This window comes from Ilumatobacter fluminis (assembly GCF_004364865.1).
Taxonomy (GTDB): Bacteria; Actinomycetota; Acidimicrobiia; order Acidimicrobiales; family Ilumatobacteraceae; genus Ilumatobacter; species Ilumatobacter fluminis.
The window spans coordinates 2432557-2457064 of sequence record NZ_SOAU01000001.1 but is presented as its reverse complement, the minus strand read 5'-3'; the positions used below and the strand labels follow the sequence as shown (position 1 = coordinate 2457064).

The window sequence follows — 24508 nt, the reverse complement described above, 5'->3', positions numbered from 1 at the left end:
GTCAGGCGGCGAGGACCAGCTTGCCGCCGCCCGAGCGCTTGCCGCTCACGACGGCCGACTCGGCTGACTCGTACAGTTCCTCGAGGTCGACCAGGCCGTCCTGGTAGGCGAGGGCGGCCGTGGCCGTGACCGACTCGGGGCCGCCGTCGGACGGCAGCGGCGTGGACACCGCGGCCAGCAGGCGCTTGGCGACGATCATCACGTCGGAGCGGGCGACGTCGCCGAGCAGGACCACGAACCGGTCGTGCCCGATACGCGAGATCACGTCGGTCGGGCTGAGCTCACGGACCAGCCGGTCGGCCGTCTCTCGGAGGATGGCGTCGGACACGTCCTGCCCGTGCTCGTCGGCAACGGACTGGAAGTGGTCGAGGTCGAGCATGATCATCGTCGCGTCGTCGCCTTCGAAGTCGTCGAAGCCTTCCATGAACACGTCCGCGGCGAGCACGCCGGTGACGGCGTCCAGGCGGGGATCGGAGGCGTCCCAGGTCCGCTCGTCCGACTCGGGTTCGACGTCGACGATCGGAGCGGCGGCGGCCGCACGCTCTGCGGCGACCTGTCGCTGGTCGGCAGCGATCAGGGAGGCGTGTTCGAGCTCGGCCAGCACCCGGCGGCGCTCGGCGATGTCGGCCACGCCTCGCCACGATTCGAAGAAGATGGCAACGGCGTCGAGATGGCCGTCGCGCCGAACGCAGCCGGTGTGGGCCACGTGCACCCCGGCAGCGTCGGCCGAGGCCGTGATGACCTCGGGGAGGACGCTGACCGGACACTCGGCGGTGTCGCCGTGCGGGGCGTCGCGCCACACCCGGTCGTTGCCGGCTGCGACGGCGACGGAGACTGCGGCGCGGAGCACGCCGGTCCCACCACCCGAGACGACCTTGACGTCGTCGTCGTTCGGACGGACGACGATCACGAGCACGCCGTAGTCGTCGCGGTCGACGGCATCAGCAGTGGCGCGGGCGGCGGCCAGCAACGGGTCGGAGTCCGATCCGGCGAGGACATCGAACGACGAGGTCGAGGCGGGTGACGACGTGGTCATATCCCGAGTATCGACGGAATACGCACCAACTTTGAACCGATCTGACACACCTTGATCAAATCACAACGGTTCTGTCACACCACGTGTCGTTATCGCAACCGCTTCGACAACTCGTTGAGACGACGCTTTTCATTTGCCGAAAGTGAATCGAGGCCACCGGCCGAGATCTTGTCGAGCAGGGCGTCGAGTTCGGCCTGGGCGGCGGCCGTCTCCTGTGGGTTGGCGGCCGGTGCCGTCGGGGTGCTCCACGGGCCGTCGACGACGGTCGGGGTGTCGCGTCGCTTGCCGCGCACCTTGCCTTTCGAGGAGCGGACGGGGCCGGACGGCTTGCGCTTGCCGGTGGCCGGCAGCGGGATGTGCGGGATCTCCCATCCCGTCGCTGCACCGAGCGATCGTGCCGCCGTCAGCGAGACGAGCACCACGAGGATCGTGAGCACCACCATGCCGCGCTGGCCGTCGCCGTTGTAGCGGAGGACATTGAGCAGGGTGAACACCGCCGCTACGCCCCACAGCGGCACGACCTCGAACCAGCGGACCTTCGGGTAGGTGGCGGCGTACACCCAGATCGCCGCCAGGAAGACCGACTGGAGGCCGCTCGCGACGGTGGTGCGATCGAGGGTGTCGTTCACGAGGCCGAGGAACGTCATCATCAGCGCCGGAACGATCGTGATGGTCAGGAACCAACCGAGGAACCGGTTGCGACCCATCATCGCCTCGACGTCCTGGCCGATCATCCAGAAGAAGACGATGCCGAGGAGTGGCCAGAAGTCGGGCTGGGTCGCCGTCGTCCAGGTGACCAGGCGCCAGATCTCGAGGTCGCGCACCGCCGGCGGGAAGAAGACCAGTTCGAGCCATGTCGAGGCGCCGAGGATGCCGTAGATGAACATCGTGGCCACGGCCACGGCACAGATCAGGTCGACCGTGGTGAAGGAGAGGTTGCCCGCCTTGAACCATCCATCGTTCGGGCGACGGCGGAACGCTGATGCAAAGTACTGCGACATCGGCACTCACCGTATCCTGACCAACCCATGGTCAAGCGTCCCCCGGCAGGAACGATCCCGGACGAACCCGGCTCCTACCAGTTCAAGGACGCGCACGGGCGCGTGATCTACGTCGGCAAGGCGTCGAGTCTGCGCCAGCGCCTGTCGAACTACTTCCAGGCACCGCACAACCTGCATCCGCGCACCCGTCAGATGGTCGAGACGGCCGAATCGGTCGAGTGGACGATCGTGGCGAACGAGGTCGAGGCGCTCATGCTCGAGTACTCGTTGATCAAGCAGCACCGCCCGCGGTTCAACGTCCGACTGCGCGACGACAAGTCGTACCCGTTCCTCGCCGTGACCGTCGACGAGCAGTGGCCACGTGCGATGGTGATGCGCGGCCGCAAGCGCAAGGGCGTCCGCTACTTCGGTCCGTACGCCCACGCCTACGCCATCCGCGACACACTCGACCTGCTGTTGCGCAGCTTCCCGATCCGCACGTGCAGTCCCGGCAAGTTCAAAGAGCACGAGCGGCTCGGTCGGCCGTGCCTGCTGTTCCACATCGAGAAGTGCTCCGGGCCGTGCGTCGACGAGATCGAGGAGATGCCGTACCGGCAACTCGTCACCGAGCTGTGCGATTTCCTCGCCGGCGACACCGACGACATCGTCCAGCGGCTCGAAGCCGAGATGAAGGCGGCGGCGACCGATCTCGAGTTCGAGCGTGCCGCACGCCTGCGCGACCGGCTGGTGGCCGTGCAGAAGGCGATCGCCAAACAGCAGATGGTCGTCGACGGCCGCGAGGACGTCGACGTGATCGGCATCGCCGACGACGAACTCGAGGCGTCGGTCCAGATGTTCTTCGTCCGCAAGGGGCGAGTCGTCGGGCGGAAGGGCTTCGTGCTCGACAAGGTCGAGGAGCTGACGCCCGGCAGGCTGATCGACCGCATCCTCGAGGCCGTGTACGGCGACGAGCCGGCGATGGGCTACCCGAAGCAGGTCCTGGTCCCGTACGCGGCCGACGACGTCGACACCTACGAGGAGTGGCTCACGCACATGCGCGGCTCGAAGGTGCAGATCCGGATGCCCCAACGCGGCGACAAGCGAGCGTTGCTCGAGACGGTCACCCGCAACGCCGGTGAGGAGTTCACGCGGCACCGCATGCGCCGTGCATCCGATCACAACACGCGGTCGCGTGCGCTGACCGAGCTGCAGGAGGCACTCGACCTGCCCGAGGCGCCGCTGCGCATCGAGTGCTACGACATGGCGCACCTGCAGGGCACCGACTACGTCGGTTCGATGGTCGTGCTCGAAGACGGCCTCCCGAACAAGCGGGAGTACCGCCGGTTCAAGGTCAACATCCCCGGCAACGACGACTACGGCGCCATGGAAGAGGTGCTCACGCGCCGGCTGCAGGCGTACGTCGACGAGCGTGACCGCCCGATCGAGGAGCGAGGTGACCGGCCCGGCAAGTTCGCCTATCCGCCGCAGCTACTCGTCGTCGACGGTGGCAAGGGGCAGCTGAACGTGGCCAAGCGGGTCGTCGACCAGCTCGGTCTCACCGACGAGATCCCGGTCGCCGCGCTCGCCAAGCAGTTCGAGCAGGTGTACGTGCCGGGTCGCTCCGAACCCGTCGAGGTGGCCCGGGGGAGCGAGGGCCTGTTCATGCTGCAGCGCATTCGCGACGAGGCCCACCGTTTCGCGAACACGTTCCACCGCGAACGCCGGTCGAAGCGCATGACGAAGAGCGCGCTCGACGACATCCCGGGCCTCGGCGAGGTCCGCCGCAAGAAGCTGCTGAAGGCGATGGGCGGGGTGAACGCGATCAAGCGCGCCGAACTCGAGGAGCTGAGGTCACACAGCTTCCTGCCCGACAAGGTCGCCGAGGCGATCTACGACAAATTCCACGCCGGCTCGTCGGGCGACTGACGCCGAGGGTGTCGGGCGTCGGTCAGCTCGAGAGAGCGCTCTCCGGCACGATCGCGGAGTCGACCATTGCCTGGAGGAGTTCGGGGTTGCCCGGCGTCCAGACGTACGACCCGGCGAACACCACCTCGTCGGTGACGAACACGATCGCCGCGGTGGCCTCCTGGGGCGGGCCCTCCCACATGATGACGGCGGGGTGGCCGTCGATCTCGGTCTCCTCGACGACGGGGTCGACGTCGAGCCAGTCGGTGCCGCGTTCGTCCATCTCGCGTTGCACGGTGTCGGGGAACGGGGCCTCGGCGAGTTGGGCGATGTACTCGATGTAGCCGTCCTGTTCGGGATCGCTCGGCCTGAAGACGAGCGAGTTCTCGGAGTCGGCGATCCACTGCGGCGGTGCCAGCAGGCTGTACTCGAACGGTGCGCCGCCGGTGTTTTCGGCGCTGACGGTAACCCTGGTGTTGAGCGTGTGGTTCAGGATCGGCACGGCCATCGGATCGATGTCGATCGCCTCGATCATGGCGGAGACCTCGGCATCGAGCGCCTCGGTCGGTTGAGCGGCCGAGGTGGCGAGCACGCCGATCAGCTGATCGCCCACGGCGACGCTCTCGTGCCGGACGAAGAACGTCTCGCCATCGATCACCTGGGTGCCGCGAGTCGACTCGCCGCGGCCGCCGCCCCATTCGACGGTCAGGTCGACGTTGGCGGCGATACCGAGCGCTTCGCCGATGCCGTCGTCCCACGTGAAGGCGTCGTCGAGCAGGCCGTATCGCATCTCCCGGAAGACGATGAAGGCGACCCCCTCACGCTCCGCCGCGAGGAGCGTTTCGATCGACTCCGGGTCGGGCTCCCAGTCGAGCCCGGGCACATCCTCGTACCAGACCTCGAGTTCGCCCGCCTGTTCTCGGATGGCCCACCCGTCGGTGAGCGAGATCGACACGAACCCGGCGACATCGACGGTCTCGACGAACTCGATGTCCTCGAACGGCTCCGCCATCGTCGACGGCGGGGCGGTCGAGGCCGGCGTGCTCGTGGCGGGTGTCGTCGTCGGCGGAGCGGTCGTCTCGGGTGTCGTGGTCGCCGGCGTGCTGGTGGTGGGCGCCGTGGTGGTGGCAGGCACCGTCGTCTCAGCAGCGGTGGGGGCCGGTGCAGAGGTGTCGGAGGTGTCGGCGGTGTCGTCGCCGCCGCAGGCGGCGACCAGCAGGGCGACGGGCACGACAGTGGCAAGAGTGCGGCGGATCATGCCGCCGACTCGACCACGGTGCCGTGAACGAGGCGTGAATCAGCGGCGGCTGACGACCTCGTCGTGCAGGCGCTGCAACCGCTCGGTGCGCTGTTCGGGGCTGTCGCCCATGTTGAAGTCGGGCACGATGAACTCGTCGAAGCCGGCGGCCTCGTAGGCGGCGAGCTGGCCGAGCAGTGAGTCGGCGGTGCCAGCGATCGAGCGACTGCCCATCGGTCCGTCGAGGATGCTCGCCGCCTGATCGTCGGTGTCGGTGAGGAACACCAGCGACTGCACCGAGGTCGTCTTCGTCGCCGGGTCGACCCCGGCTCGATCACAGGCTGCCAGGAACGCCGTGCGCCGTTCGGTCGCCATCGCCACGTCGCCCCAGGTGTTCCACTCTTGGGCGTAGGTGGCGGTGATGCGCATCATGCGGTTGCCGCCCGTGCCGACCAGGATCGGCAGCGGCGACTGCACCGGCGACGGATCGGACGGCGCCGCGGTCAGGTCGTAGTACGTGCCGTGGAAGTCGGTGACGTCGTCGTCGAGCAGCGACCGGATGATCGTGATCGCCTCCTCGAAACGGTCGACACGATCCTTCGGCGCCTGCAACTCGATCCCGTACGCCTTGTGCTCGTTGATCTGCCAGCCGGCGCCGAGGCCGAGCACCATGCGACCGTTCGAGATGTGGTCGAGGGTAACGGCCCGGTTGGCGAGCACGGCCGGGTGGTGTACCGACGTCGGGGACACCAACGAGCCGATGCGCACCCGTTCGGTGACAGCGGCGATCGCCGGCAGCATCGCCCAGCACTCGTGCGTGTCACCGCGCTGGATCTCCTCGGAGCCGGTGTTCGGCATGTAGTGGTCGGCGAACCAGACACCGTGGTAGCCGTTGGCGTCGGCCCACCGGGCCCGGTCGAGCACCTCGTCGGTGGCGATGGACATGTTCGGCCAGATGGAGATCTTCACGGCGCCGACCGTACCCGGCGGTCTCCGCACGGATCGACAGGTGCACCTCGGTGCACCGGCGACACCGCGCGGAGTGACCCGGCGCGTACGGTGAGCGGATGTCCGGGCGGGACCGGCTTCTCGTCGCGATCGCGACCTTCATCGTGTTCGCCGTCGCGCCCGGCACCGCCGAACCGGTGTCGGCCGCTCCGTCGGTGCAGGGTGTCCGCTGCCTGAGCGAGGCGCGGATCGATCTGCTCGACGGATTGTTCGACAGCGAACCGGCCGGCGTGGTGGGTGCCGACTATCAGCGCGCCACGGCGCTCGGCGACGGTCGGGTGCTCTGGACCTTCCAGGACGCCGCGGTCCGGCTCGGCCCCGACGAGATCACTATCGTGCACAACATCGCGGCGCTGCAGGACGGCGGCTGCTTCTCGATCCTCTACGGCGGCAGTCGCTTCGATCCCGAGCCGTTCTTCTTCGGCGACATCACCCAGCCGTACCAGCGCTGGTACTGGCCACTCGGTGCCGAGACGGCGAACGACGGCAAGGTCTACGTGTTCGTCGCCGAACTCGAAGAGCGCGGCGACGACTACTTGAGCCATGCCGTGCCCGTCGCGACCCACGTGGTCGCGCTCGACGGGCAGACACTGCTCCCGGTCGGGCGCTCGCCGGCGCCGAACTCGTCCGCCGCGCTGTATGGATGGTCGGTGACCACCGACCGCGACTGGACCTACCTGTACGCGCAGTGCCACCGCCAGTTCGGCTTCGAGGACGTGAACGGCATCCCCGCCCACGACGACTGTGCGGCACGCGTCACGGTCGGCCGTGTGCCGAGAGGACAATTGCTGGCGACACCGCAGTACTGGGACGGATCGACGTGGCAGGGCGACCCGGCGCGAGCGGTGTCGGTCGTGCCCACGGCCGGCCGCATCGCCCATGCGACCCAGATCGTCTGGACCGGCGCGTCGTTCGTCTCGATCGACAAGCTCGACGACTGGTGGGGCGACACCGTCGTCTTCGGCCGTTCGGCGTCGCCGACCGGGCCGTTCGTCGAGTTCGACCGCGTCGCCGAACCACTCAAGTGCGACGAGCTCGAGTGCAACTCGTTCTTCGCCACGTGGGTGCCGTGGGACGCCGCCGGCCGCCCTGCCCGCACCCTCGGCTGGACCATCTCGCACAACCGGTGGGACGGCGAGATCACCGCCGGGTACCGGCCGACGTTCCACACCGTGGCGGCACCGCAGTTCGTGCCCGAGGGTGGGATCGTCGCGATCGACGTACCCGACCGTGAGGGCGTTCCGGTGTTGAACGTGACGGCGGTGGTGCCGTCGCGGGCGGGGCATCTGACGGTGTTCCCGTGTGATCGTGCGGTGCCGACGGCGTCGAACGTGAATCACCGGGCGGGGGAGACGGTGGCGAACCTGGCGATGGTGCGTCCCGACGCCGACGGTCGGGTGTGCATCCGCTCGCATTCCGATGGCGACCTGGTGGTCGACCACACGGCGCAGCTTCCGGACGGGTTCACACCGGTCGACAACCCGCGCCGCCTCGTCGACACGCGTTCGGGCGTCGGCGGTGTGGCGGGTCGTGTTGCGGCGGGTGGTGTGTTCGTGGTGGAAATGCCCGATGGTGTGGGTGTCCCGGTGTTGAACGTGACGGCGGTGGTGCCGTCGGGGGCGGGGCATCTGACGGTGTTCCCGTGTGATCGTGCGGTGCCGACGGCGTCGAACGTGAACTACGGGGCGGGGGAGACGGTGGCGAACCTGGCGATGGTGCGTCCCGACGCCACGGGCCGGGTGTGCGTCCAGAGTTTCGCCGAGACCGACCTCGTCGTCGACCTGGCCGGTCGGGCGACCACGTACGAACCGGTCGACAACCCGGTCCGCCTGGTCGATACGCGTTCGGGCGTGGGCGGTGTGGCGGGTCGTGTCGCGGCGGGTGGTGTGTTCGTGGTGGAGGTGCCCGATGGTGTGGGTGTGCCGGTGTTGAACGTGACGGCGGTGGTGCCGTCGGGGGCGGGGCATCTGACGGTGTTCCCGTGTGATCGTGCGGTGCCGACGGCGTCGAATGTGAACTACGGGGCGGGGGAGACGGTGGCGAACCTGGCGATGGTGCGTCCCGACGCCACGGGCCGGGTGTGCGTGTACACGGCCGCCGAAGCCGACCTCGTCGTCGATCACACCGGCACCTGGACCGACGGCATCGAACCGGTCGACAACCCGGTCCGCCTCGCCGACACCCGCCTGCTTCCCTGATCCCACAACCTGCTCCGAGGAGCGTTGCCCGACCGCCAGTAGGTTCGAGCCGTGACCAGCGAGACCGAACGCGATCCGTCCCGAGACCTGTGGGAAGAACACGCGAACTGGTGGATCGACGGATTCACCGACGGTGCCGACCCGGAGTACGAGGAGCAGATCCTGCCGCTGGCCGCCGGCGAGCTGGGTGACGCACGGACGATCCTCGACATCGGCTGCGGTGACGGTCAGATCAGCCGCATGATGGCGTCGGTCGGCGCCACGGTCGTCGGCATCGACCCGACGTGGAACCAGATTCGTGTCGCCCACGAGCGTGGTGGTGGCGCGCACTACGCCCGATCCACGGCCGACGAGTTGCCCTTCGCGGACGCATCGTTCGACGCGACGGTGGCCTGCCTGGTGTTCGAACACATCGACGCCGTCGACGCAGCGATCGCCGAGGTCGCCAGGGTCACCAAGCCCGGCGGCCGCTTCTGCTTCTTCCTCAACCACCCGCTCCTGCAGACGCCGGGATCCGGTTGGATCGACGACCACATGATCGACCCGCCCGAGCAGTACTGGCGGATCGGTCCGTACCTCGTCGAGAGCGAGTCGGTCGAGCAGGTCGAGCTCGGCGTGTGGATCCGGTTCATCCACCGCCCGCTGTCGCGCTACCTCAACACCCTCGCCGAACACGGCCTCGTCCTCGAACGGATGCTGGAGCCGGCACCCCCGCCCGGGTTCCTCGAACGGGCGCCGGAGTATGTCGAGGCCGCCACCGTGCCTCGACTGCTGTACCTGCGCCTGCGGCGCACCTGACCACTACGCTCGACGTCGTGGCTGAGATCGTGGTGATCGCAGGGTTGTCCGGAGCGGGTCGATCGGGCGCGGCCGACGTGCTCGAAGACCTCGGGTTCTACGTCGTCGACAACCTGCCGACGTCACTCCTGCCGACCATCGTCGACCTCGCATCACAGCCGTCGTCCGACATCGCCCGGCTGGCGCTCGTGTCGGGGCGGAACCACGAAGGCCTCATGCGCGAGGTCGCCAAGATGCGGGCCGACGGACACGTCGTGACGTTGCTGTTCCTCGACGCCGCGACACCCGTCATCGTGCAGCGCTACGACGCCACGCGCCGGCGGCACCCGTTCGCCGACCAGAGCGAGGGTGTGCTCGAGGCGATCGAGCACGAACGAGACATCCTCCAGCCGGTCAAGAACCAGGCCGATCTGGTGATCGACACGACCGACCTCAACGTGCATCAGCTGAAAGAGAAGCTGATCAGCGCGTTCGCCGAGGTCGACCACCAGCAGGTCCAGATCACGGTCGAGTCATTCGGTTTCAAGCACGGGGTGCCGCTCGACGCCGACATCGTGATGGACGTGCGGTTCCTGCCGAACCCGCACTGGGAGGACGAACTCCGTCCGCTCACCGGGCACGACCCGAAGGTCCGCGACTATGTCCTCGAACGGAGCGTGACCGCAGCGTTTCTCGATCACCTCGAGACGATGCTGGTCGATCTGTTCCCGAGCTACCAGGCCGAGGGCCGCGCCTATCTCACGATCGCGATCGGTTGCACCGGCGGTCGTCACCGTTCGGTGGCCATCACCGAAGAACTCGCACGGCGCTTCGCCGAGCACGGCGTCGCCGTCCGCACCTCGCACCGCGACGTCGCCCACTGACGTCGCCCACTGACGTCGGTGATCGATCGAGTCACGTCGTCGATTCGGGTCATCCGGCCCTCCACGACATGACCTCGGTCGGCATACCGTTCGGTAACGGCGGCGCCTTCCCACAGAACCACTAGTCTCGGCGTCGTCAGTACGACTGAAACCCCCATCGAAAGGACCATCCCATGACCGTTCGCGTAGGCATCAACGGCTTCGGGCGCATCGGCCGCAACTTCTTCCGTGCCGCGAAGGAAAGCGGCGCCGACATCGACTTCGTCGCGGTGAACGACCTCGGCTCGCTCGACACGATGGCTCACCTGCTCAAGTACGACTCGGTCATGGGCGTGCTGCCCGAGAAGATCTCGGCCACGAAGAACGGCATCAAGGTCGGCGACGACACCCTGACGGTGCTGTCCGAGCGTGATCCCAAGGCGCTCCCGTGGGGCGACCTCGGCGTCGACGTCGTCATCGAGTCGACCGGCTTCTTCACCGCCCGCGACGACGCGGCGATGCACGTCGAGGCCGGCGCCCCGACCGTCATCGTGTCGGCCCCGTCGGCCGGCGCCGACCTGACGGTCGTGTACGGCGTGAACCACAAGGAGTACAAGCCGAAGCAGCACCAGGTCATCTCGAACGCGAGCTGCACCACGAACTGTTTCGTCCCGCTCGTCAAGGTGCTCGACGATGCGTTCGGTGTCGTCAACGGTCTCATGACGACCACCCACGCCTACACCGGCGACCAGCAGCTCGTCGACGGCCCGCACAAGGATCTCCGTCGTGCCCGTGGCGCCGCGATCAACATCGTGCCGACCAGCACCGGTGCCGCCCGCGCCACCAGCCTCGTCATGGAGTCGATGAAGGGCAAGCTCGACGGCACCTCGTTCCGCGTGCCGATCCCGACCGGTTCGATCACCGACTTCACCGCGAACCTCCGCAAGAAGGCCTCGGTCGAGGAGATCAACGCCGCATACAAGGCCGCCGCCGCCCGCGGCGCCCTGAAGGGCATCCTCGAATACACCGAAGACCCGATCGTGTCGAGCGACATCGTCAACAACCCGCATTCGTCGATCTTCGACGCCGGGCTGACCATGACGATGGGCAAGCTCGTCAAGGTGTGCTCGTGGTACGACAACGAGTGGGGCTACTCGAACCGCCTCGTCGACCTCGTGTCGTACGTCGGTACCAAGAAGCGCTGATCGCATCATGATCAACGGGATTCCCACGCTGGAGGATCTCGGTGAGGTGTCGGGCAAGCGCGTCTTCGTGCGCACCGACTTCAACGTGCCCCTCGACGGCGAGGCGGACGACGACGGCGACGACCGTCGCATCACCGACGACTTCCGGATCCGCGCGGCCCTGCCGACGATCGAATGGCTCACCGAACGCGGCGCGAGCGTCGTGTGTGCGAGCCACCTCGGTCGTCCGAAGGGTGAGCCGAACCCGCAGTACTCGATGGACCCGGTCCGGGCTCGCCTCGCCGAGCTCGCGCCCGGCGTCGAACTGCTCGAGAACCTGCGCTTCGATCCGGGCGAGACCGGCAACAGCGACGAGTTCACGGCCCAGCTGACCGACGGCATCGACCTCTACGTCAACGACGCGTTCGGTGCCTCACACCGTGCGCACGCATCCATCGTCGGTCCGCCGAAGACGGTGCCGTCGGCGATGGGCCGCCTGCTCGAGAAGGAGGTCGACGTGTTGCTCGGCCTCCGCAACCAGCCGAAGCGGCCGTTCGTGGCCGTGCTCGGTGGCGCCAAGATCTCCGACAAGCTCGGCGTGGTCGAGGCGCTGCTCGACGTCGTCGACTCGCTGGTGATCGGCGGGGCGATGTGTTTCACGTTCTTCGCCGCGCAAGGCAAGCGGATCGGTGACTCGCTGTTCGAGCCCGACCAGGTCGACACGTGCGCCAAGATCCTCGCGGCGAACGCCGGCAAGATCCACCTGCCCGACGATCTCGTCGGCCTCGATGCGAACGGCCAGTTCGCCACCTGGGGTGCCCAGGTGCCCGACGGTGGCAAGGGTTTCGACATCGGACCCGGGTCGGCCGCGGCGTTCACCGACGTGATCATGGACGCTCGGATGGTGTTCTGGAACGGCCCGATGGGCATGTTCGAGGACGACCGTTTCGCCAACGGCACCAAGACCGTCGCCCAGGCCATGGCCGACACGAAGGCGTTCACGGTCGTCGGTGGCGGCGACTCCGCTGCCGCGCTCGCACAGTTCCGCCTCGACGACGAGGTCGATCACGTGTCGACCGGTGGCGGCGCCAGCCTCGAACTGCTCGAGAACGGCGACCTGCCCGGCCTCGCCGCCCTGCGCGGCGCCCCCAACGCCTGATCCAACCGAACAACCGGGGTGTGTCGGATGGTGCCTGGCACCGTCCGACACACCGAACCCACGAAGGACACCACCATGTCGCGCAAGCCGATCATCTCGGGCAACTGGAAGATGAACCTCAACCACTGGGAGGCGATCCAGACGGTGCAGAAGCTGCACTACTCGCTCCCGAAGGAGGTGTACCGCGACGTCGACGTGAGCGTGCACCCGCCGTTCACCGACATCCGCAGCGTGCAGACCGTCATCGAGAGTGACGAACTCGAGCTGCAACTCGGCGCCCAGCACTGCCATTGGGAAGAGAAGGGCGCGTTCACCGGCGAGATCTCGCCGCTGTTCCTGGCCAAGCTCGACGTGAAGCTGGTCGTGTGCGGCCACAGCGAACGACGAGATCTGTTCGGTGAGACCGACGAGATGGTCAACAAGAAGGTCAAGGCGATCTTCAAGCACGGCATGACGCCGATCATGTGCTGCGGCGAATCGCTCGAGGAGCGTGAAGCGGGGGAGACCGAGGCAAAGGTGCTCGGTCAGGTCGTCGCCGGGCTCGACAAGGTCAAGGCCGACCAGGTCGCCTCGATGGTGATCGCGTACGAGCCGATCTGGGCGATCGGCACCGGCAAGACGGCGACGTCCGAGGACGCCCAGGCGGTGTGCAAGGCGATCCGTGGAGCGGTCGCCGCGAAGTACGACGCCGAGACCGCAGCCGAGGTCCGCATCCAGTACGGCGGATCGGTCAAGGCAAGCACTGCTGAAGATCTGATGGCGCAGCCCGACATCGACGGCGCACTGGTCGGCGGAGCGAGCCTGGATCCCGAGGAATTCAGCCGGATCGTCCAGTTCGCGGCGCGGGCCTGATCGGAACACCTGAACCATTTGTTCACCGACGTTCACAATGGTGACGTTCGACACGTGCTACCCTCATGCGCACCCGATCGGCTGGGGAGGACGAATCGGGGGCTAACCAATGGCACCGCAGCGTGAACACGTCGGGGGCCTGACCTAGCTCGCACACCTCCCTCCTGTCCATCCAACAAGGAGGATCTACGTGATCAAGACGAGGCGCACGAAGCGGGTCATCGCACTCGCTGTCGGCCTGTCGCTCGTGGCCGCAGCATGCGGTGGCGACGACGACGACGCGGACGACGGCGACGACGCTGCGACCGAAGAAACGGCTGCCGACGACGACGGTGGCGACGACAGCGGCGACGAGCCCGCTGACGAGCCTGCCGACGACGGCGACGAGCCTGCCGACGACGGCGGCGACGACGGCGGCGACGAGGGTTCCGAGCCCGCCGAAGAACCGGCCGAGGCCGGCGCCGACGGTGGCACCCTGATCTGGGCGCACGAGCAGGAGCCGCCCGACCTCCACCTCGACGACCCGAACAACAACCTGTCGATCACGTCGTGGATCCGCTCCGCGATGCTCGAGGGTCTGTACGGCATCTCCGGTGCGACCGAGTACTACCCCGAGCTGCTGGCCGAGGACAATCCTCCGACCGACAACGGCGACGGCACCTTCACGGTGAACTACGTCCTGCGTGACGGCCTCGTCTGGAGCGACGGTGACGACCTCACCGCCGACGACGTCAAGTGGACGTTCGACGCCATCATGGCGACCGACGGCGAAGACGAAGAGGGCAACCCCGCCTACGTCTACCTCATCGGTGACCGCACGGGCCTCGACACCATCGTCGACTTCACCGTCAACTCGCCGACCGAGTTCAGCGTGACCTGGGAAGGCTTCTTCGCCGGTTGGAAGGCTGTCCTCAACGAGGTCTACCCGATGCACGTGTTCCCGGCCGATCCGGTCGAGGCCGCCACGGCACTCAACGAGTCGCTGCGTGAGTGGAGCGTCGACGGCGCGGTCATCCCGTCGTCGGGCGCCATGATCTTCGACTCGTGGGAGCGCGGCGTCCAGCTGAACATGGTCCGCAACGACTCGTACAACGGCTCGAACAGCCCCGACGCCCAGAACACGGGCACCGCGGCCGTCGACGGTGTGCAGATCAACTTCGTGACCGACACCGACGCGCAGATCAACGCTCTGCTCGCCGGCGAGGCGCAGATCATCATGACCCAGCCGCAGCTCGCCTTCGAGCAGCTGGCCGAGAGCGAGGACTTCACGGTCAACGCGTCGGCCGGTCCGGTGTTCGAGCACTGGGGCCTGAACCTGAACAACGTGCACCTGGCCGACCCCGCCGTTCGTGAAGCGCTCGCGCTCGCGATGAACAAGGCCGAGGTCATGGCTGGTCTGTACACCCCGCTGTTCGGCGATCTGCTCCCGGCTTCGGGTCTCGGCAACACCTACTGGCTGTCGAACCAGTCGACCTACGAAGACCACGCCGGCGACGCCGGTTACGGTATGGGCGACGTCGACGGTGCCCGTGCGGCCCTCGAGGCGGCCGGCTACACCGACAACGGTGGCATCTACGAGCACCCCGAGCGTGGTCCGCTGAGCCTCCGGGTCGGCACCACCGGTGGCAACCGTCTGCGTGAGATCCAGCAGGAGCTCCTCCAGGCCGGCTACGCCGCTGCGGGCATCGAGATCACCATCGACAACGTCGAGGGTGGCGCCTACTTCTCCGAGGTTCCGTTCTCCGAGGAGGCCATTGCCTGCTCGACGAGCGGCGGCGCCGAGGGCAACTGCGAGATCTGGGACATCACCCAGTTCGCATGGGTCGGCGGCCCCTGGCCGGGCGGCCAGAGCGCCTCGTACCTGAGCGGCTCGGGCAACAACCCGTACGGCTACGCCAACCCCGACTTCGATGCGAAGTCGGCCGAGTGCGACGCCACGGTGGACGACACCGAGCGTGCGGCTTGCTACAACGAGCTCGACAAGTACGTCACGACGCTCGAGCTCGACCCGGAGACGGGTCTGTTCATGCTGCCCATCACGCAGAAGCCGTCGTTCTACGGCTACACGTCGCAGCTGGCGACGGCTGGTGTTGCTCCCGACGCCCAGGGCGCCGGTCCGCTCACCAACGTCGCCGACTTCTCGTTCGCCGGCTGAGGTGAATGAGGTCGGCTACGACCTGATGTGACGATGACGGGGTCCCGGCGGCTCGCCGCCGGGACCTCGTCCGTTACAGGACTGTCTCTTTCCGCTCTCGACCACCTGACCTAAGGTTTCGATCAGTGCTTGCGTACATCATCAGGCGCGTCCTCGTCACGATCCCGCTCATGGCGGTAGCGCTCTACTTGGTCTACGTCGGGGTGTCCTACACCTCCGACCCACGGGCCGATTTCTATCTCTGTCTCCCGCGCTGCCAAGAGGGTTTCGACGCGATCACCGCGCAATACAACCTCGACCAGAGCATCTGGCTGCGCCCGTTCTCCTGGTTCGCGAACGCCCTGCAGGGCGATCTCGGCGAATCGGTCACCCTCGGTCAACCCGTGACCGAAGTGTTGTGGGAGCGTGGCAAGAACACCGCCATGATCGCCATTCCGGCGTTCCTGGTCGGTTCCAGCGTGGCACTGCTGCTGTCGGTCTACTCGGCCCGCCATCAGTACTCCGCCGGCGACTACATCTTCACCGGCCTCGCCTTCTTCGGGTTCGCCTTCCCGTCGTTCGTGATGGCGCTCGTCATCCAGAACATCTTCGGCGTCCAGTTCGAGAACTGGTTCGGCGTGAAGCCGTTCAACACCGGACGAAAATCGGGCGACAACTTCCTCGAGCTGCTGCGCGACATCACGTTGCCGGCGATGTCGCTGGCGATCCTCGGGATCGCCGCCGAGAGCCGCTTCGGCCGCTCCGCGATGCTCGAGACCCTCAACCAGGACTACATCCGCACCGCTCGCGCCAAGGGCCTCGACGAGGGCAAGGTGGTGTGGCGTCACGCACTGCGCAACGCCATGATCCCGCTCGTCACCCTGTGGGCGCTGAGCCTGTCGGCGCTGCTCGGTGGTGCCGTCGTGACCGAGTCGATCTTCTCGTGGCCGGGTCTCGGACCCGCGTTCCTGACCGCACTCGGCAAACCCGACCTCGATCTGCTGCTGGGCTACGTGATGCTCACCGGCGTCATCGTGGTCACGTTCAACCTGCTCGCCGACATCTTGTACGGCCTGCTCGACCCACGGATTCGATTGGACTAGTGCCATGGCGATGATGGACCGGGCGTCCCCGCCCACCCACGAAGACGTCGCGTCGGCGACCGACGTCTTCGACGAGAACCTCGACCTGGAAGGCCTGTCCGAGAAGCCGAAGAGCTTCGGACGCCTCGCCTGGGAACGATTCATCCACCACAAGTTGGCCCTCATCGGCCTGTTCGGGCTGATCCTGATCGCGATCGCGTTCTTCATCGGCCCGATCTGGTCCGACTACGACGTGTCGACCCCCGACGTGGCGAACCGGATGGCGGGCCCCTCGGCCGAGCATCCGTTCGGCACCGACGAGATCGGCCGCGACCTGTTCGTCCGCACGGCGCAGGGCGGCCAGTACTCGATGCAGATCGGCCTGCTGGCGGCGTTCCTCGCGACCCTGCTCGGCACGATCATGGGTGCGGTCGCCGGCTACTTCGGCGGTTGGGCCGACGGCCTGATCAGCAACCTGGTCAACCTGACGCTGGTGGTGCCGGCGCTCATCGTGTTGTCGGTGTTCGCGCTGTACTTCGGCTCCACATGGTGGCGACTCGCCCTGGTACTCGCGGCCCTGTTGTGGACACGCATCGCACGTGTCGTCCGTGGTGTCGTGTTCTCGATCAAGGAGCAAGAGTTCGTGATGGCGGCCAGAGCCGCCGGCGCGTCACACCCGCGCATCATCTTCCGGCACGTGTTGCCGAACGTGATCGGTGTCGTCGCGGTCGAGATCACGCTCCTGCTCGGCACGGTGATCGTGCTCGAGAGCACGCTGTCGTTCCTCGGTCTCGGCGTCAAGCCGCCCGAGACGTCGCTCGGCCTGCTGGTCGCCGACGCCAAGAGCAAGATCGACGACGACCCGATCCGCGTGCTCACCCCGGGCTTCCTGATCGTGTTGATCGTGCTGTGCGTCAACTTCCTCGGTGACGGCCTGCGTGACGCCCTCGATCCGCGTTCGCGATCGGAGCGTGGCTGATGACCGCACCGCTCCTGAAAGTCGAGGGACTCCACGTCGGGTTCCCGAGCAAGGCCGGTGTGGTCCAAGCGGTCACCGACGCCAACTTCGAGATCCGACCCGGCGAGGTCCTGTCGGTGGTGGGCGAGTCGGGTTCGGGCAAGTCGGTGACGGCGTTGGCCGTCATGCGTCTGCACCCCAAGTCGACCCAGATCACCGGCACCATCGAGTTCGAGGGCAAGAACCTGCTCGATCTGTCGGAAGAGGAGATGCGCCACATCCGTGGTCGCGACATCTCGATGATCTTCCAGGATCCGATGACGGCGCTCAACCCGGTGTTCACCGTCGGCGACCAGATCGTCGAGGCGATCCGCACCCACCGCGACATCACCAAGGAGAAGGCCTGGGCCCGCGCCGTCGAACTGCTCGACATGGTCGGCGTGCCCGAGCCGAAGCGTCGCGCTGCGCAGTATCCGCACGAGTACTCGGGCGGCATGCGCCAGCGGGCGATGATCGCCATGGCGATCTCGAACGATCCGAAGCTGCTGATCGCGGACGAGCCCACCACGGCGCTCGACGTGACGGTGCAGGCTCAGGTGATGGAGGTCCTGCACGACGTGCAGGAGGCCACGGGGTCGGCGATGATGCTGATCACCCACGACCTCGGCCTGGTGGCCGGCAGTGCCGACCGCATGCAGGTGATGTACGCGAGTCGCCTGTTCGAGACGGGCGACCTCGACGACATCTTCTACGACTCGCGCAACCCGTACACGCGTGCGTTGCTCAACTCGATCCCGAGCCTCGAGGGCCCGAAGAGCGCGCTCGAGCCGATCCCGGGCAATCCGCCGAGCCTGTTGCGGCCGCCGAGCGGCTGCCCGTTCCGGCCGCGTTGTTCCATGGCGATCGACGAGTGCAAGGAGAAGACGCCCGAGCTGCTCACCATCGAAGGCGCGCACGCCAGCCGCTGCCACCGTGTCGGTGACTTCGAGCCGATGTCGGCAGGAGCGACCTCATGACCGATATGGCCGTCGACAACGAAGCGTTCGATTCGGGCGCCGTCCCCGACGATCTCGCCGCCTCGGCGCCGCTGCTCCAGGTGAAGAACCTGGTCAAGGAGTTCCCGATCCGGGCCGGTGTGTTCCGGCGTGAGATCGGCCAGGTGCAGGCGGTCAGCGACGTCAGCTTCGACCTGTTCCAGCAGGAGACCCTCGGTGTGGTGGGCGAGTCGGGCTGCGGCAAGAGCACGCTCGGTCGCAGCCTGCTGCGCCTGATCGAGCCGACGTCGGGCACCGTCACGTTCGGCGAGGTCGACGTCACCAAGGCGTCGAAGTCGCAGCTGCGCGACCTGCGCCGAGACCTGCAGATGGTGTTCCAGGATCCATATGCGTCGCTCAATCCGCGCATCCCGGTCCGAGACATCGTCGGTGAGCCGATGCGCATCCACGGGTTCAGCAAGTCGGAGACCCGCGACTGGGTCGGCGATCTGTTGAGCCGGGTCGGGCTCCTGCCCGAGCACGGCAACCGCTACCCGCACGAGTTCTCGGGCGGTCAGCGTCAGCGCATCGGCATCGCTCGGTCGCTCGCCCTGCGTCCGAAGGTGATCGTCCTCGACGAGCCCGTGTCGGCACTCGACGTGTCGATCCAGGCCCAGGTGCTGAACCTGCTCGACGAGATCCAGGAAGAGTTCGACCTCAGCTTCATCTTCATCGCCCACGACCTGTCGGTGGTACGCCACAAATCCGACCGTGTCGCGGTCATGTACCTTGGCCGGATCGCCGAGGTCGCCGACCGCGATCGGCTCTACGAGGCGCCGTCGCACCCCTACACACAGTCGCTGCTGTCGGCGGTGCCGGTGGCCGATCCCCGGCGTGAGCGTTCGCGCAAGCGGATCATCCTGCAGGGCGACGTGCCGAGCCCGGCCAACCCGCCGTCTGGTTGCCGGTTCCGCACCCGTTGCCCGATCGCCCAGGACCGCTGCGCGGAGGAGACGCCCGAGCTGCGTGAGGTCCATTCGGGCCATCAGGTGGCCTGCCACTTCCCGTTGGCGGAGGGTGAGCTGCTGCTCGAGCGGGCCCAGTCGATGGGCCGCGAGGTCGACATCGCCTCGACGTGACCGAGTCACGTCCGACCATCACCCTGCACTCGACCTGGAGGCTCCTGCTCGGGAGCTGGGTGAGCGCGGGGATGCTCGCCACCGCCGGTACGTGGGCGGTTGCGATGGGTGGCTTCCGGTTCATCCCGGTGGTCGTGTTCCTGGTCGGTTGGGGCGTGCTCGCGATCGTGCTGTTCGACATGCCGATGGCGTCGACGTTCGACGATCACGGTGTGGTCCGGCGCGCCCCGTTGCGCAAGCATCGCCTCGACTTCCGTGACGGTGATCAGCTGACCCGGACTCGGCCCTCGGTGATCGGCATCGCCCGGTCGCTCGAACACGGGGGATTGGCGCTGCGCCGGGGGCGGCGCAAGTACCTGCTGGTCGATCGGCTGGAGAGTCTCGCCGAGTACGAGGCCCTGCTCGACGTCATGGACGCCGACGGCACGCCGGGCAGCGAGGTGGGCGCCGACGTGTTGCCGATGCCGAACGAGAAGATTCCTCCGACGTGGCTGTATCGGCGACGTCATTGGAGGCCGGAGTCGGCGGAGCGACGATAGGCTGGCCGATCGTGCGTGACGTCATGCTCTACATCGTGCTCGTGATCAATGTGATCTCGATGGTGGCCTTGATCGCCGGCATCTTGATGCACAGCGGTCGTGGCGGCGGTCTCTCCGACATGTTCGGTGGAGGCGGCGGCGCAGCCCTCGGTTCGACGGCTGCCGAGCGCAACCTGAACCGCATCACGTTCGTGTTCTCCCTCGTCTGGATCCTGACGACCATCGCGCTCAGCTTCCTGATGATGGAGTAACGAATCGGAAAACCAGGCGATAGCCTGCGCAGTCCACACGTCGAAGTGGCGGAATTGGCAGACGCGCTAGCTTGAGGTGCTAGTGCCCTATTATTGGGCGTGGGGGTTCAAGTCCCCCCTTCGACACCAGAACCGACCAGGGCAAACGCCCTGGTCGTTTTGCTTTTTCGAGGCGTGCGTGCAGGAGTCGGATGGGGTCAGACCAGATCCGACCGCTGTGCGCACTGGGGATCGCAGCGCCCAGTCGGATCTGGTCTGACCCCATCCGACGGTCCGCTCGTGTGCCGTGTCGCTCCGACACGTTGCCGGTTCACAAGGGCACATAGGGTCCAGGGCAGCGGGCACCTACCGGTCGATCGACCAGGACGGAGAACTCATCATGCGCTTACGTTTCGGCACGTTCATGGCACCCTTCCACCCGCCGGAGCACAATCCGACGCTGTCGTTGGAGGCCGATCTCGACCTCCTGGAACACCTCGACACGCTCGGCTTCGACGAGGCGTGGATCGGCGAGCACCACTCCGCCGGGAGCGAGATCATCGCCTCGCCGGAGATCTTCATCGCTGCGGCCGCCGCTCGAACGCAGCGGATCAAGCTCGGCACCGGCGTGGTGTCGCTCCCGTATCACAACCCGCTCTGGACGGCGGAGCGGATCGTGCTGCTCGATCATCTGACCCGGGGCCGCATCATGCTCGGTGTGGGCCCGGGCGCACTGCCGACCGACGCCGCGATGCTCGGACTCGAACCCAGCCAGATGCGACCGCTCCTCGAGGAATACATGGAGATCGTGATGCAGCTGCTGACGACCGACGAGCCGGTCAACTACTCGTCCGAGCGCCTCACGCTCAGCGACGCTCGACTGCACCTGCGCCCGTATTCCGACCCGTTGTTCGACGTCGCGGTCGCAGCGGTGGCCTCGCCGTCGGGCGCCAAGCTCGCCGGCAGGTACGGCGCCGGTGTGCTGTCGCTCGGAGCAACGGTGGCGATCGGTATGGATGTGTTGGCGCACCATTGGACGATCCAGGAAGAGGTCGCCGCCCAGCACGGTCAGGTCGCCGATCGTGAGAAGTGGCGGCTGGTCGGTCTGATGCACCTCGCCGAGACCGAGGAAGAGGCACGTCGAGATGTCGAGTACGGCATCACCCAGTGGTTCCGGTACTTCCAGAACGTCGCAGCGTTCCCGCAGATGGCCGTCGAGGGCGGCGACATCGACGAGATGGTCAGCTTCGTCAACGGCGGACTCGGTGTCATCGGCACGCCGGATCAGGCGATCGCCCAGATCGAGGAACTCCTCGAGCAGTCGAACGGCGGATTCGGGGCGTACCTCACCCTGAGCCACAACTGGGCCAACAACCAGGCGACCAAGAAGAGCTACGAGCTGTTCGCCCGACACGTGATGCCGCGCTTCCAAGGCAGCGTCAGCAGCCTGATCGGCGCGGCCGACCGAGCCCAGCAGTCACGTCCCGAACTCGCCGAGAAGCAGCTGGTCGCCGTCGACGAAGCCGCCCAACGCTACGAAGCCGAGAAGGCGCACGCCTGAGCATCGGCGGCCCCGCTCGTTCAGGCCCAGAAGGCGGCGACGGCGGGGCCGTCGAAGTTGTGGAACCAGATCTCGACGATCCGGTTGCCGTCCAGGCGGGCGAGGTGGACGGTCAGGTTGTCGAGCGGGGCGCGTCCTTGTCGGGTTGCGGTGATGCGGAAGTAGAGGGCGGCGTGGGTCTCGCCGGCGAGGGCGTCGATCAGCTCGAATCGTTCCCCGTCGTCGGTCTTCGCCGCCGTCTCGAGGAGGAAGCCCGCCAGCGCGTCGACGCCGTGCAGGTCGCCGACGGCGGGGATGTGGGTCACCACGTCGGGGGCGACGACGTCGAGCACGTCGCCCCAGCGGGCCTCGGCCATCGCCTCGCCGACGTGGCGGGCGAACTCGTGGGTCGGTCGGGTCTCGGTCGGCATGGTGCACTCCTCGTCGGATCGAACGGTGTCTGCCTCGACGGTACGGAATCGTTGGTCCACGAGGAAGGACCAAACAGCGGCAGCTTCGGTGGACCAAGTGTCGTAGGGTCGGGACGATGGATGTGTTCGTCGACGCGGCGAGTCGCGGCCGCACGTCGGCCTCGATCTACGAGCAGCTCCGTGAGGCGATCGTCACGGGCCGGCTGGCGCAGGGCGATCGACTGCCGACGAGCAGGGGGCTGGCCGCCGAGCTCGGTGTGGCTCGCACGACGATCACCACGGTGTACGGACGGCTGGTCGCCGAGGGGTACGTGACGGGCCGGGGGAGCGCCGGCAGCTACGTGTCCTACACCGGAGCGGCCGAACCGACGACGCCGGCAGCGTCGACACACCTCCGGCCGGTCGACGGCGTCGCGACCGACATCGCTGCCTGGTCGCAGGGTCCCTTCGGCACGCGAGCGCCTCGCTTCGACCTGCGGACCGGCCGCCCCGACCCGGCCCTGTTCCCGCACCCGACGTGGCGGCGAGCGCTGACCGACGCAGCATCGGCACCGCCGGACGGGTACGGACATCCAGCCGGTCTGCCGGCGGTACGCCGCACGATCGCCCAGTGGATCGGTCGATCACGCGGTGTCGTGTGCGACGCGGACCAGGTGCTGATCACCGCCGGCGCCCAGCAGGCCATCCACCTCGCCTCTCGGCTGCTCGTCCGGCCCGGTGAGACGGTCGCGATCGAGGATCCCGGCTATCCGCCGGTGGCCGCCCTGCTCGAGTCGCTCGGCGCGAGGGTCGTGCCGGTACCGGTCGACCGTGAGGGCATCGTCGTGGAGCACGTCCCCTTTGAGGCGCGCATCGTCTACGTGACGCCCTCGCACCAGTCGCCGACCGGCGTCGTGATGACCATGCAACGCCGGCGGGCGCTCCTCGATCTGGCTGCGGCGCAGGGCATGGCCGTGATCGAGGACGACTACGACACCGAGTACCGACACGGCGATCGCCCGCTCGAACCGCTCCACCGTCTCGATGCGAGAGGGAGTGTGCTCTACGTCGGCACGTTCTCGAAGACGCTGTCGCCGTCGCTCCGGCTCGGATTCGTGGTGCTCCCCGCAGCACTCGTCGAGGCGGCGTCGGCGTTGCGTTCGCTGATCGACTGGCAGACGCCCGCCGTCTCACAGCGCGCACTGCGCCTCTTCATCGAGGCGGGGCACCTCGACCGACACCTTCGGCGGACGCGTCGGATCTACAGCGAGCGGCACGCCATGGTGTGCGCTCGCCTCGACGAGCTGGTCGACGAGGGAGTCTTGACAGCCGTCGTGCCGAGCCAGGCCGGTCTGCACGTGGCGGCGCTCCTGCCACCCGGCCGGACCGAGCAGCAGGTCCGCGACGACGCCGCAGCGTCGGGGGTCGCGCTGGGACACTTCGGCGCATGCCATCGATCGACGCCCGGCCCGGAGGGCATCGTGGTGGGCTTCGGCGCCACCGCCACGGAAGAACTCGCCGAGGCGCTCGACCGTCTCGCAGTGGCGATCGCCGGCTCGCCACCGCGCTGAGCAGTTGTCGGCCCCGTCACCCTCTGTCAGGCTGGCGCGCGACGCCGAAAGAGACGCCGGGGAGGACTCGTGTCGGAATGGGATGAATACGCAGACGGATGGGACGACGACCCGGTGGCGCGCGCCTATGCCGCGGCTGCCTGGGAGTCGCTCCTCCGCCTCGCCTCACGAATCGGCATCGAACTCGACGGAGCGACGGTCTGTGACTTCGGGTGCGGCACCGGACTGCTGACCGAGCGGCTCGCACCGGTCGCCGCACGTGTCGACGCGGTCGACCTGTCGGAGGCGATGCGTGCCGTCCTCGCCGAGAAGACCGCGCAGCACGGCTGGGAACACGTTGCCGTGCTCGACCGGCTGCCGGCCGCGCTCACGGGCGGCTACGGGCTGGTCGTGGCGTCGTCGGTGCTCGCCTTCGTCGACGACCATCCGGCGACGGTGGCGGCGTTGGCGGAGCGGTTGGCCTCCGGCGGACTGCTCGTGCACTGGGACTGGGAAGCCGACCCGGACGACCCCGATGGCGGTGGCCTCTCCGTCGAGGCCGCCCGTGCTGCGCTCGAGGGCGCCGGCCTCGTCGAGATCTCCGTCGGCACCGGTTTCGAGGTGCCGTTCGAGGGCGAAGTCATGCGCCCCCTCATGGCCGCCGCCCGCCGCCCCTGACCCGCCGAATGCGTGAACAAACTGCGGAATAGTTCCGCAGTTTGTTCACGCCTTCGTAGGGGGCGGTGGGGTGGG

At 67.5% G+C, this 24508-nt stretch carries 22 protein-coding genes and 1 tRNA gene; 18 read left to right on the top strand and 5 right to left on the bottom strand.

The window, feature by feature from the left end; all coding sequences use genetic code 11:
* Position 1: 1 nt before the first annotated feature.
* Both BDK89_RS11185 and BDK89_RS11180 read right to left on the bottom strand, forming a co-directional pair.
* The gene (locus BDK89_RS11185) at positions 2–1036 is read right to left on the bottom strand and encodes a GGDEF domain-containing protein (RefSeq protein ID WP_133869025.1); all 1035 of its coding nucleotides are present in this window, start codon (positions 1034–1036) and stop codon (positions 2–4) included.
* Positions 1037–1125: 89 nt separating this feature from the next.
* Complete coding sequence (locus tag BDK89_RS11180; protein ID WP_133869024.1) at positions 1126–2037, bottom strand: rhomboid family intramembrane serine protease; 912 nt, start codon at positions 2035–2037, stop codon at positions 1126–1128.
* 27 nt (positions 2038–2064) lie between these two features.
* On the opposite strand from BDK89_RS11180, the gene uvrC reads away from it, so the two are divergent.
* On the top strand, positions 2065–3942 hold the full coding sequence (uvrC, locus tag BDK89_RS11175) for an excinuclease ABC subunit UvrC (protein ID WP_133869023.1): 1878 nt from the start codon (positions 2065–2067) through the stop codon (positions 3940–3942).
* A 22-nt stretch (positions 3943–3964) separates the two neighbouring features.
* Here uvrC and BDK89_RS11170 read toward each other — a convergent pair whose 3' ends face one another.
* Positions 3965–5179 carry a hypothetical protein gene (locus BDK89_RS11170; protein WP_133869022.1) on the bottom strand — a complete coding sequence of 405 codons (1215 nt, stop codon included), beginning with the start codon at positions 5177–5179 and terminating at the stop codon, positions 3965–3967.
* 39 nt (positions 5180–5218) lie between these two features.
* On the bottom strand, positions 5219–6127 hold the full coding sequence (locus tag BDK89_RS11165) for an LLM class flavin-dependent oxidoreductase (protein ID WP_133869021.1): 909 nt from the start codon (positions 6125–6127) through the stop codon (positions 5219–5221).
* Between the two features lie 98 nt (positions 6128–6225).
* Between BDK89_RS11165 and BDK89_RS11160 the strand changes: the two genes are divergently transcribed.
* From BDK89_RS11160 to BDK89_RS11090, 15 genes are all read left to right on the top strand, one after another.
* Positions 6226–8364, top strand: a complete 2139-nt coding sequence (locus tag BDK89_RS11160; RefSeq protein ID WP_133869020.1) for a hypothetical protein — start codon at positions 6226–6228, stop codon at positions 8362–8364.
* Between the two features lie 51 nt (positions 8365–8415).
* Positions 8416–9162 (top strand): class I SAM-dependent methyltransferase, encoded by a 747-nt coding sequence (locus BDK89_RS11155; protein ID WP_133869019.1) that lies wholly within the window; start codon positions 8416–8418, stop codon positions 9160–9162.
* 17 nt (positions 9163–9179) lie between these two features.
* Complete coding sequence (gene rapZ / locus BDK89_RS11150; RefSeq protein WP_133869018.1) at positions 9180–10025, top strand: RNase adapter RapZ; 846 nt, start codon at positions 9180–9182, stop codon at positions 10023–10025.
* A 173-nt stretch (positions 10026–10198) separates the two neighbouring features.
* Complete coding sequence (gene gap / locus BDK89_RS11145) at positions 10199–11209, top strand: type I glyceraldehyde-3-phosphate dehydrogenase (RefSeq protein ID WP_133869017.1); 1011 nt, start codon at positions 10199–10201, stop codon at positions 11207–11209.
* 19 nt (positions 11210–11228) lie between these two features.
* Complete coding sequence (locus tag BDK89_RS11140) at positions 11229–12347, top strand: phosphoglycerate kinase (RefSeq protein WP_208294182.1); 1119 nt, start codon at positions 11229–11231, stop codon at positions 12345–12347.
* Between the two features lie 75 nt (positions 12348–12422).
* Positions 12423–13199, top strand: a complete 777-nt coding sequence (gene tpiA, locus BDK89_RS11135; protein ID WP_133869015.1) for a triose-phosphate isomerase — start codon at positions 12423–12425, stop codon at positions 13197–13199.
* Between the two features lie 190 nt (positions 13200–13389).
* Positions 13390–15354, top strand: coding sequence for an ABC transporter substrate-binding protein (locus tag BDK89_RS11130; RefSeq protein ID WP_133869014.1), 1965 nt, complete (start codon positions 13390–13392; stop codon positions 15352–15354).
* 125 nt (positions 15355–15479) lie between these two features.
* The gene (locus tag BDK89_RS11125; RefSeq protein WP_133869013.1) at positions 15480–16436 is read left to right on the top strand and encodes an ABC transporter permease; all 957 of its coding nucleotides are present in this window, start codon (positions 15480–15482) and stop codon (positions 16434–16436) included.
* Between the two features lie 4 nt (positions 16437–16440).
* On the top strand, positions 16441–17394 hold the full coding sequence (locus tag BDK89_RS11120) for an ABC transporter permease (RefSeq protein WP_133869012.1): 954 nt from the start codon (positions 16441–16443) through the stop codon (positions 17392–17394).
* Positions 17394–18389, top strand: coding sequence for an ABC transporter ATP-binding protein (locus BDK89_RS11115; RefSeq protein WP_243839148.1), 996 nt, complete (start codon positions 17394–17396; stop codon positions 18387–18389). The genes BDK89_RS11120 and BDK89_RS11115 overlap by 1 nt, the downstream gene beginning before the upstream one ends.
* A 5-nt stretch (positions 18390–18394) precedes the next feature.
* Positions 18395–19486 carry an ABC transporter ATP-binding protein gene (locus BDK89_RS11110; RefSeq protein WP_133871065.1) on the top strand — a complete coding sequence of 364 codons (1092 nt, stop codon included), beginning with the start codon at positions 18395–18397 and terminating at the stop codon, positions 19484–19486.
* Complete coding sequence (locus BDK89_RS11105) at positions 19483–20025, top strand: hypothetical protein (RefSeq protein ID WP_133869010.1); 543 nt, start codon at positions 19483–19485, stop codon at positions 20023–20025. Before BDK89_RS11110 ends, BDK89_RS11105 begins: the two co-directional genes overlap by 4 nt.
* An 11-nt stretch (positions 20026–20036) precedes the next feature.
* A complete protein-coding gene (gene secG / locus BDK89_RS11100; protein WP_208294042.1) occupies positions 20037–20276 on the top strand; it encodes a preprotein translocase subunit SecG in 240 nt (79 codons plus the stop codon).
* Between the two features lie 39 nt (positions 20277–20315).
* Positions 20316–20405, top strand: a tRNA-Leu gene (locus BDK89_RS11095).
* A 247-nt stretch (positions 20406–20652) separates the two neighbouring features.
* Entirely contained in the window at positions 20653–21816 is a 1164-nt protein-coding gene (locus BDK89_RS11090; protein WP_424955303.1) for an LLM class flavin-dependent oxidoreductase, read from the top strand.
* A gap of 20 nt (positions 21817–21836) precedes the next feature.
* Here BDK89_RS11090 and BDK89_RS11085 read toward each other — a convergent pair whose 3' ends face one another.
* On the bottom strand, positions 21837–22226 hold the full coding sequence (locus BDK89_RS11085; protein WP_133869008.1) for a nuclear transport factor 2 family protein: 390 nt from the start codon (positions 22224–22226) through the stop codon (positions 21837–21839).
* Positions 22227–22342: 116 nt separating this feature from the next.
* Between BDK89_RS11085 and pdxR the strand changes: the two genes are divergently transcribed.
* A complete protein-coding gene (pdxR, locus tag BDK89_RS11080; protein WP_133869007.1) occupies positions 22343–23776 on the top strand; it encodes a MocR-like pyridoxine biosynthesis transcription factor PdxR in 1434 nt (477 codons plus the stop codon).
* Between the two features lie 114 nt (positions 23777–23890).
* Positions 23891–24433, top strand: a complete 543-nt coding sequence (locus tag BDK89_RS11075; RefSeq protein ID WP_166657528.1) for a class I SAM-dependent DNA methyltransferase — start codon at positions 23891–23893, stop codon at positions 24431–24433.
* The last annotated feature ends 75 nt before the right edge of the window (positions 24434–24508 follow it).